This is a genomic window from Mangrovibacterium sp. (genome assembly GCF_059905295.1).
Window position 1 is genome coordinate 1 of record NZ_JBZQJF010000121.1, and the last position, 9546, is coordinate 9546.

At 40.0% G+C, this 9546-nt stretch carries 9 protein-coding genes and 1 riboswitch; of the genes, 1 reads left to right on the forward strand and 8 read right to left on the reverse strand.

All coding sequences use genetic code 11. The annotated features are described in order from the left end of the window. From AC37HE_RS06455 to AC37HE_RS06465, 3 genes are all read right to left on the reverse strand, one after another. Nucleotides 1-815, reverse strand: an 815-nt coding sequence (locus tag AC37HE_RS06455; protein ID WP_500781978.1) for a hypothetical protein, incomplete at its 3' end; no start/stop codon positions are given. 39 nt (nt 816-854) lie between these two features. After that, nucleotides 855-2087: a BamA/TamA family outer membrane protein gene (locus AC37HE_RS06460; protein WP_500781979.1), complete on the reverse strand. Its 1233-nt coding sequence runs from the start codon at nt 2085-2087 to the stop codon at nt 855-857. A gap of 447 nt (nt 2088-2534) precedes the next feature. Then, nucleotides 2535-3656: a PAS domain-containing sensor histidine kinase gene (locus AC37HE_RS06465; RefSeq protein ID WP_500781980.1), complete on the reverse strand. Its 1122-nt coding sequence runs from the start codon at nt 3654-3656 to the stop codon at nt 2535-2537. Between the two features lie 191 nt (nt 3657-3847). Between AC37HE_RS06465 and AC37HE_RS06470 the strand changes: the two genes are divergently transcribed. Next, nucleotides 3848-4966 carry a succinylglutamate desuccinylase/aspartoacylase family protein gene (locus tag AC37HE_RS06470; RefSeq protein WP_500781981.1) on the forward strand — a complete coding sequence of 373 codons (1119 nt, stop codon included), beginning with the start codon at nt 3848-3850 and terminating at the stop codon, nt 4964-4966. Between the two features lie 158 nt (nt 4967-5124). Here AC37HE_RS06470 and eno read toward each other — a convergent pair whose 3' ends face one another. From eno to AC37HE_RS06495, 5 genes are all read right to left on the reverse strand, one after another. Next, nucleotides 5125-6408, reverse strand: a complete 1284-nt coding sequence (gene eno / locus AC37HE_RS06475) for a phosphopyruvate hydratase (RefSeq protein ID WP_500781982.1) — start codon at nt 6406-6408, stop codon at nt 5125-5127. Between the two features lie 10 nt (nt 6409-6418). After that, nucleotides 6419-6775 (reverse strand): DUF190 domain-containing protein, encoded by a 357-nt coding sequence (locus AC37HE_RS06480; protein WP_500781983.1) that lies wholly within the window; start codon nt 6773-6775, stop codon nt 6419-6421. Nucleotides 6776-6777: 2 nt separating this feature from the next. Further along, nucleotides 6778-7155, reverse strand: coding sequence for a fluoride efflux transporter CrcB (gene crcB, locus AC37HE_RS06485; RefSeq protein WP_500781984.1), 378 nt, complete (start codon nt 7153-7155; stop codon nt 6778-6780). A 23-nt stretch (nt 7156-7178) separates the two neighbouring features. Further along, nucleotides 7179-7241, reverse strand: a riboswitch (Fluoride riboswitch). 223 nt (nt 7242-7464) lie between these two features. Continuing rightward, nucleotides 7465-8643 (reverse strand): tetratricopeptide repeat protein, encoded by a 1179-nt coding sequence (locus tag AC37HE_RS06490; protein ID WP_500781985.1) that lies wholly within the window; start codon nt 8641-8643, stop codon nt 7465-7467. 269 nt (nt 8644-8912) lie between these two features. After that, entirely contained in the window at nt 8913-9491 is a 579-nt protein-coding gene (locus AC37HE_RS06495) for a YdeI/OmpD-associated family protein (protein ID WP_500781986.1), read from the reverse strand. Nucleotides 9492-9546: the final 55 nt, after the last annotated feature.

Consider the following 9546-nt stretch of genomic DNA (forward strand, 5'->3'; position numbering starts at 1 on the left):
ACCGGGGTGAGCACTTTATCAGCTATCAATTTTTGTGGCAATTTAGCTTCGTTGTTATACCAGTTCCAATATTGATCGACAATCTCGTCGCGTCGATCCCAGGTTTCGGCAGGTAGTAAATTTCGAAAACCAATTGTACCTTCGGTTACACCGCCCATTTTAATGCGCATACCACCAACCCACACGGCAAGGTTCGATTGTGGCTTTTGACTAATCTTAAATGCCCGTCCCAGTCGTATCGATAAGTTTTTGGCCTGTACCGGATCTTTGAAGTTACTCATCATAGTCCAGATCCAGTTGCCGTCAACAACAAAGAAATATTTACCGACGCCGCCGGCTCCGGTGACACCAAAACCATAGCTGGTACCTTCAAGGTCGGCAACAGCTTTCAGGTCTACCGGATAGGTCAGTTCAATGGTTGTTTGAGCCCATGCCTTCCCGATGATACCATAAACATCCAGGAAAGGGAGCACCCATAAGTCGGGACGAACATTTAAGGAGGTGGCTTGGGCATTCATCTTGCCAAATTGAAGTAAATCAGTCAGGTCGGTTAGGGGAACGTCGGGTAATACACCATCGGATAGGCCAACAGCAATTTCCGTGATTTCAATATCTTGTTTAGCTGTAAAGAAGTTGGCCATTGCTCCCCAGGGATAGGGAATATCAAAGCCACGCTCCCATGCTTTTGCTGCCAGCAAGGGAAATTTATAGGGATATTTGCTTCGGATTGTGTCGTTTGGTTGTAATTGCGAATACTGTGCAAACAGTTGACCAAAAGAAAGGCACAAGAGGGTCAGGACTAGTAATTTTTTCATTTGTCTGTTATTAGCGATTCTTCGTTTGTATCTCGTATATCAGAATACTTCGTTAATGCCAAAATAGAAACCACCGGCTCCGTATCGGCCTATAGCATAGTCGATATTCAGATTCGCTCTCGACTTCTTATTAACCATTACACGCAGGCCGGCACCATATGCAAGATCGAGGTATTTGAATAAGCCAATATCACCCATGCGATTACTGGCAGTGGTGCTGTTTATAAAAAGCACACCTCCAAACATCTCTTTGTTCTTTTGTAGGGGGAAACGATATTCCATCTCTCCATACATCAGGTCTTCGCCGCGAAAACGACCTTGTGTATAAGCTCGTCCTGAACGACCAAACTGATCCCAGCCTACAGCTGGTAGATCGAGGTAAGGTACTTTGCCCGATGTTATGAACCATCCGTAAGTCCAGAACCCAAGTAGATGCCGTGGTCTGTCTTTATCCAGGTGAAGGTAATCGCGATACTCGAGCCACAGAAGGCTGGAGCTCTTATCACTTCCTAAAAATTTCGGGTTGATCCGGATATTCACAAAGGCATATCGTCCGCTGTACGGGTTTACGGCATTATCACGGCTATCATACAACGCATTTAGCGAGATACCTGAGAGTACATATTTGGTGGGCGAAAAGCCCTTCGCTGTTTGGTAAGCATAATGACTGGTCATTACTGGCTGGTCCGCTGTCAGATCCAGCAGGTTATCTTCAATTTGCGAATGAATATCGAGATGATAACCCAAACCCAGGAAATAACGAGTATCCTCAATGCGCTTTAAAACGGTTTCGTGAAAACGCAAATAATTGAAATCCATCATCTGTTCGTCCGGGATGGGTGAACTGAACAGCCCGTCGGCATATTCAATGCCGGTTCCAACAGGTTTCCCCGATTGCGGTCCTGTACCTAAGCCATAGGTTGGTGCCGATGTGATAAAGTACCGCCAGTCACCCATTAGGTTCCAGCTGTCGCCTGATAAAAACACATTGGTTTTAGCTGTAAACAGGAATTGTTTTTTGGTGGTATAAATGAGTGTTCCTAAGCCTGAAGAGATGCTGGTGTTCGAGGGATCGCCCATAAACCAACTGGCACCGGGAGCTACCCCTAATAACCAACCGTTGGTGGGATTATAGGCAATGGCTGGTAGCGGTATAATCGACAAGTTTTTTGTAACGGTATCTTTTTTATCCTTGTCTTTTCCGGTAACAGTCAATGTTTGCAGAAGGATTAAGGTAAAAAGCAAAAAGATCAGGTTTGCTGTTTGTTTCATATTGAATAAATTTTCTCTTTTGTTGAGAATTGTTGATTGGCTTTAAGTAGCAGATTTGTTGTAGCACTTATTGTTTTTATTGGTCTAATAACGAATTAAAAGCTTACAAACTACTGTCCTTACTAATTTATGCAAATTCAGCCGATTTAGCACAAAGGTTTAGCTTGTTTTACACATAAGATTTTAGTTTAATGAATAGGAAAGGGGCCTCCTATTAAGAATAGCCAGGCTAAAGGCTTGGGCAAGCCTGAAGATGTCTGCAAACAAATGACGGGAGATCAAGATAGAAAACGATCGGCAGTAAGGGGTGTTTTGTGATTCCGGTTTTCGAATATTTTTCGCATTTAGAGGGTGAAAAAAGTCAAGGAAAGAGCGGAGGTATATATCATCAAGCCAGACACAACTCCCTTTATGAGCTTTTGGTCTGATTAGGCAGCTGGTCTAGGACTAAACCTTGTTCGCCGGTTCATCATTCTTACGAACCGGGATGCGAACGAAAAAGGTACTGCCGACTCCTATTTCACTTTCAACCCAGATCGATCCTCCTTGCCTTTCAGCCAGCATTTTGCTGATGGATAATCCTAAGCCATTTCCGATTTCCCGGGATGTTCCTTTGGTGGGTTTGTTATGGACATTTTTAAATAAAGCAGCTAATATTACAGGGCTAATTCCTTTTCCCGTATCCTTTACTGATAAAACTACATGACTATCCTGTTTCGTGGCTTCAAGGGTTACCTGCCCATTAAGATGCGTGAATTTCAGCGCATTGGTAAGCAGGTTGCGAATAATGATCCGAAGCATATTGGCATCGGTATAAACCAGTAGTTCCGGGTCAAGGGCATTTGTAATGGTGATTTTCTTGTTCTCTGCAATCGGTTCTAAAATCTCGATAGCTTTTTGGCAAATATCTTTCAACTTGAAGTAGTCCGGCTCATAGTCTATGGTTCCGGAGTTCGTCCGTGACCAGGTTAGGATTTCATGCAGTAGCTCAAGCGCTTTTCTGGACGTATTGTGCACAATGTTCAGCTGTTTCTTGATTTCTGGTCGGTCAAAACGATCGAAATCAGACGTAAGTAATCCCAGATAACCGATAATCGTATTGAAAGGGCTCACTAAATCATGTGCCAGGATCGTAATGAACTGATCTTTATCCTCATTTGATTTGCTCAGTCGGGTGGCATAATCCAACAATTGCCGTTCATATTTTTTACGTTCCGAAATATCGCGGTAAATAGACTGGTAGGTACCATCGGGCATCATCTTTGTACGCATTTCAATGGTAATTTTCGTCCTGTCGGGGAGAACAAGTTCCCGTTCACTAACAACAAGTTGTCCGCTTCTGAGCAAATCGAATCGAAAGGGACTTTGCGTTACACTTTCATCTGAAAAAGGCAAATCGGCAATAAATAATCCAACCAATTCTTCTTTGTGCATACCAATCATGGAGCAAAACGTTGAGTTCGCTTCAATAATGATTCCCTCGTTCGATCCAATAAGAATGCCGTCAGTCGCTAATTCAATTAAGTTACGAAGCTTCTCCTCGTCAATACTTAAATGTTTTTCGTCCATTCCCTCCCGATTTAAAAAAGGAACTAAACTAGCTATTTTATGCAGAAAAGCCTGCAAATTTTCGACCCGATTTGTTGTTTTAACCGTAATACAATTTAGAAGATAAGGGTAATTGGTTAAATGAAAAAATACACCTTCTTTAAAGGTGATATTAACCTTTGGGATTTGAAATTAGGAATACATGGATTAGCATGAGTGCAATTGATTGTTTCGGTAAAGGGCGCAGTGGTTTTCCCATCGGATTAATCCTGCGGTATATGGTCGTTTTGATTGCCTTACTTACGCCTTTTAGCCTCATCGCACAAAATTCGAATACCTTTGCTATTGGGGCAATTACCGCCGAACAGGGCGAAAAGGTTTCCGGTAAATTAAGAATTGAAGAAGGGGCTGATGAAGGAACATTTGTTCCGATAACAATTATTCATGGGAAAAAGCAGGGGCCTGTATTAACGCTTTTTGCAGGAATACATGGTACGGAATATGTCCCAATTGTTGTTGGCCAAGAATTAATCCAGGAAATAGATCCCGAGAAATTGTCAGGGACCTTAGTTTTGGTTCACATTGCGAATATTCCATCATTCAGAACACGATCAGTTTACAACAGTCCAATCGATCACAAAAACCTGAATCGGATTTTCCCCGGGAAGAAAGACGGGACTGTTTCAGAACGCATTGCCTATGCATTAACCCATGAGGTCATGGCAAAGAGTGATTATTTTATCGATATGCATGGTGGCGAGTTTAATGAAGAATTGGTTGATTATGTGTATTTCAAGTATGATTGCCCGGAGAGCGAACTCTGTGAGAAATCGTTAATGCTTGCTAAAGCTGTTGGAAACAATTACCTGATACCTGAAAAATATTCATTAGGCGATCCCGGTGAAGTGGAAATATATACCGACATAACTGCTACCCGGCTGGGTATACCTGCCATTTCATTGGAGTGGGGCGATCGGGGTTATGCCGATTCGCAAGAAATAGCTTTTGCCAAAAAAGGATTAATCAATGTGATGCGAACGCTTCAGATGCTGGACGGAGAAACCTTTACAAATGAACATCCGGTGTATCTGGTGAATGAGCACTTTATAGAAAGTGATTATGATGGTATGCTGTATTCTTTTGTGAAAAAGGGCCAGTATGTTACCAAAGGCACAATGGTAGGGTATGTTACTGATTATTTCGGGAATATCCTGAAAAAGTATTTTGCGCCAATCAGCGGTATTGTAGTTACCGTAAATGTAACACCGGCAATTAATAAAGGAGAAACAATTTGTCGAATTGACGAACCGGTTGATGAATTTGAAAAATAGGGTAGGGAAAGCACAATAATTTCCCCGACTGCTTAGCTCTGAAGTGTGTTATTCCTCGAAGTAAGTCATTACCAGGCGAGGAAGAAATTTAAATAAGCGTATTGCTCTTTGCAACTCACCACCTCGTCATTACTTTATAGGTCTAATGAATATTGTTTCTATTTAGCGTTCTTAAAGGCCTTTAATCCTGCAAATTGAGCTGATTTTCCTAATTCATTTTCAATTCGCATAAGCTGATTGAATTTTTCAATACGTTCCCCACGGCAACCACTACCTGTTTTTAAATGTCCCGCATTAATTCCGACTGTTAAATCAGCAATAAAACTATCAACTGTTTCACCACTTCTGTGTGATACAAAACAGTTGTAGGAGTTCTTATATGCCAGCTCAATCGTTTCTAAAGTCTCCGTAACAGTTCCTATCTGATTTAATTTAATCAGGATCGAATTGGCAACGCCCTTACTGATGCCTTCAGCTAAAATGGATTTATTCGTGCAGAATAAATCATCACCAACAATCTCAATTTTATTTCCGATTACATCAGTCAGGTTTTTCCAGCCTTCCCAGTCATTTTCAGCCATGCCATCTTCCAGTAATACAATGGGGTATTGATTTACCCAGCTCTCCCATAGTTTTACCATCTCATCGCTGGAAACTAATTTCTGTGAACTTTTAAAGAATTTATATTTTCCATCTTCCCACATTTCACTGGATGCAGGATCAAGGCATATGCTTACATCTACTCCTGGCTTGTAACCCGCTTTAGTGATTCCTTCAAGTATCATTTCTACGGCTTGCTCATTCGATTTTAAGTCAGGTGCAAAACCACCTTCATCGCCAACTCCTGTGCTTAATCCTTTAGATTTTAAGACAGCTTTTAACGCATGAAAAACTTCTTCGCCCATACGGATTGATTCCCTAAATGATGGAGCATTGTGAGGAGCAATCATAAATTCCTGAAAATCGACTGTGTTGTCCGCATGTTTACCTCCGTTGATGACATTCATACAAGGAACAGGCAATATGTAGGCATTACTTCCTCCTAAATAATGATATAATGAAAGTTGTGAACTCTTCGCTTTAGCTCTGGCAAAAGCCATTGAAACACCGAGTATGGCATTTGCGCCCAACTTAGCTTTGTTATTGGTTCCATCCAGATCAATCAGAAAATAGTCAAGCTCCCGTTGATTGGCGAAGCATTTATTTGCAATGGCCTTTGTAATGACAGAATTGACATTTTCGACTGCTTTTAGAACCCCTTTCCCTCCGTACCGTTTAGGGTCGCCATCTCTTAGTTCTGTCGCTTCTCTTTCTCCTGTTGATGCTCCGCTCGGGACCATTGCTCGCGATGTTGTTCCGTCTTCAAGTTTTAAATTTACTTCAACGGTTGGGTTTCCTCTTGAATCGAGTATTTCAATTGCTTCGAGTTTTTGAATTTTCATGTTTGTTGTTTTAAATGTTTTTATTTCCGGTTTTATACATTAGAACATTCGTTTTTTCTGTTGCTACTAAGCAACCATAACGAACCTTTTCCAAAACAGACTTTATGGATTCAAAGAATGCAAGTACTTTCTCTTCTTCGTCAATAATTTCAATGACCGTAGGCAGTTTTTCAGTTACCTCCCAAAACTTATAAGAATGTATTACTGAACTGGCCCCATACCCAAGAATGCCTTTTAGTACGGTTGCCCCTGCCAATCCATATTTTTTGGCACTGAAAACAAGATGTTCGTACAGTAATCCATCTTTGTATTTATCGGTAGAACTGATATATATTCGCAATATTAAAGCTGTGGGATTACTTTTCATAACTATATGATTTTAATGATTAACCTACCGAAAAAGACAGCTAAGAGGCCTAAAAAGAAACTCAAGCCGGAATAAGTAGCAAAACGCAGAAACTCCTTGCTTTGTAATAATAGAAATGCATCATTTGAAAATGACGAATAAGTTGTAAATCCGCCGCATAAGCCAACGGTTAGGAAAATCCGCCATTCGGGCGATATGAAATTCCCCTTTTCGGAAATACCGTAAAGCATTCCAATTAGAAAACTGCCGATTATGTTGACAGAGAATGTTCCCCAAGGGAAAACCGAAACATAATGAAATTGAAAATATCGTGAGATGAGAAAGCGGAACGATGTTCCTAAAAATCCGCCCAGACCTGCAATAAGAAATGATTTTACCATAATAAATTCATATTTTAATTCATTTTATGGTAGAAGTCATCAGCTTTCTAGGGCGGTTAATGGCAGACCTCATTGCCAAAAACAAATGTAATAATTATTTATCGAAATGGTTTAATAATTTTTAATCGTATCGCTAATAGTGTGGAAGTTGCGGTTAGGAAGGGACGCTTATGTGTGGCAGCGCAGTTGAACCTATTTGCCTGAGGCTATTTTCGGAGTCGCTCCCGAATGGGAGGATGCCCGGCCGTTGCTTCTTATTGGTGGGCTACTTGCTTTTTTATTGAGAATTTTACCAAGTCTTACCCTGACTTATAATTGATCAGTATAGGACTCAATTACTTTAAATACCTGGTGGCTTGGCTCAAATACTTTTTCAAATGATTCTTTTGCTGATTGAAAATTCAACTTAGCATCGTCAAAATCTTTTTTATTAAATTGAATTACAGCTGTGTAGAAAATCAAATTACCTCGAACTTTATAATCTGTAGCATAGTTATTTAATTGTGCTGATAAGAAATCAAGTAATTCATCCGGTTTATTATTGTCCCAATAAAATCTCATCAAGTCTTGATAGATTGTTGGATTCCCGGGCGCAAGTAAGAAAAACTGCTTTGTTCGCTCCTTATAAGATTTTAGATTAAGCGCCATTTCCAACTCTAATAGTGGGTTCAGAGTATAATAATCGTCAGGTTGAATGTTATTGGCCAGTGCGTAATACTCAATTGCATTTACAGAATCCTTAAGCTCCCTGTACATGACAGCAATCATACGGGCTGCATCCGCTTTATATTGTTGGTCATCATATAGTTCTAATGCTCTTTTAGCACTTTCAATTCCTTTTTCTCTCTGATCGGTGTATAAATAGGCGTAGGCCAGATTATACCAGCTTGAAGGATATTCCGAATTGAGTTCAGTGGATTTTGTTAAATATGGGATGGCTGATTGATATTCTTCTTTCATTAGATAGGCATATCCAATACCATAAGTTGACCAATAATCAAACACGCCGTTTTCATAGGCATCCAAATAATAGGTTTTGAATTTATTGACCAATACCGAATCCGGAATTAACCAGTTACCTTGATAGTGTAAATGTACTTCGTGATAGTAATACCCTAATTCTTTTTGCAACTCGTAATTGGTTGGATATTTTTCAATTAATGCAAGCAATACTGAATCGGGTGAAAATTGATACATCGAGAAATTTCCTTCACTTCCGCGAATATCGAGAATGTCTTCATCCGGTTTTAGATCCTTCAATGCAAACATCTGATGCATTAAACTTGTCACAAAATAGTTTAATACCAAGTCTGTTTTTGCAATCGCAATTTCCGGGGTTGCATTGTTCGGATCAGCATCATTTAAAAGGTCAAATGCCGATTCATATTTTTTTGATTCAATAAGCTTATTCGCGTCTTCTATTACACCTTTTTGCGCAAAGGAAATTATAGAACAAAAAATCAAAATTGAGCTAAGGGTTAGTTTCATAATTAAGGTTCGGTTTAGGGTCTCTGCTGGTTTTATTTTTTAGTCGAATTAATTTTAGTTCAATACTTCAACTAGTACAAGTTCTATTTTATTGTCACCAGAATTAATCAATTTCCCCGAATTTTCCAGATACAACCATTTCTTCAGTTTCGAAGAGCGTCAATGTTTGGTAGAGCATGACAGCTGATAACGTAGCGGCGATCATGCCTGGTACTCGGGACACTGATCCTGCAATGCATTGTTCAGTCTGTTGTTGGTGGCTGTATGGTCTATCGTTCGTTATATCCTTTTCCCTCAAATATTTTTGTTTTTGCCTTTTCGATTCTTGAAGATCGGGTTTTGGATTGTTTGGCTTCTGAAAAGTACAACAAATAGCCTCTTTGCCTTCCTGGTGTTAACTCATAAAATGCGGTTTCCAATTCAGGATTGTTTTCAAATGCTTGTTTGAGTTCTTGGGGGATTTCATATTCCTCAGTCTTTTTCATTTTTACTTCTAATCCTGCTTTCTCCACTTCGATTGCTTCAAAAATATAGGTTTTGATAAGGGGCTTCAATTCAAGTATTTCCTTTTTGTCGGTAAATCGGATTTGCCGGGCCGATTGTACCTTATCGGTCTGTTGAACCAAAATATTCCCGTTGTCCTTTAGCAATACTCCTTTGTGAAAGAGTAATGCACAATACGCTTTAAATCCGTGAATCAGAACGATGTTTTTTCCTTGGAAAGTGTAACAAGGGTGCATCCATTTAAAATCTTCATCAAGCCCGCACTCTAAACAGATTTCACGCAAAAGAATGGTTTCTTCTTTCCATTTTTTTATTTTCTCGATGTATTGGTCAACTGCTTCCATGAATAGCTTACCCACAGGCTTTTATTTTTCAAGGTTGCGGGATCGGTTCAACAGT

Coding starts and splice junctions, on each gene's coding strand:
- AC37HE_RS06480 (WP_500781983.1), bottom strand. CDS start 6,775: ATGAAAAGTAATCCCACAGCTTTAATATTGCGAATATATATCAGTTCT.
- eno (WP_500781982.1), bottom strand. CDS start 6,408: ATGAAAATTCAAAAACTCGAAGCAATTGAAATACTCGATTCAAGAGGA.
- AC37HE_RS06470 (WP_500781981.1), top strand. CDS start 3,848: ATGAGTGCAATTGATTGTTTCGGTAAAGGGCGCAGTGGTTTTCCCATC.
- AC37HE_RS06495 (WP_500781986.1), bottom strand. CDS start 9,491: ATGGAAGCAGTTGACCAATACATCGAGAAAATAAAAAAATGGAAAGAA.
- crcB (WP_500781984.1), bottom strand. CDS start 7,155: ATGGTAAAATCATTTCTTATTGCAGGTCTGGGCGGATTTTTAGGAACA.
- AC37HE_RS06465 (WP_500781980.1), bottom strand. CDS start 3,656: ATGGACGAAAAACATTTAAGTATTGACGAGGAGAAGCTTCGTAACTTA.
- AC37HE_RS06460 (WP_500781979.1), bottom strand. CDS start 2,087: ATGAAACAAACAGCAAACCTGATCTTTTTGCTTTTTACCTTAATCCTT.
- AC37HE_RS06490 (WP_500781985.1), bottom strand. CDS start 8,643: ATGAAACTAACCCTTAGCTCAATTTTGATTTTTTGTTCTATAATTTCC.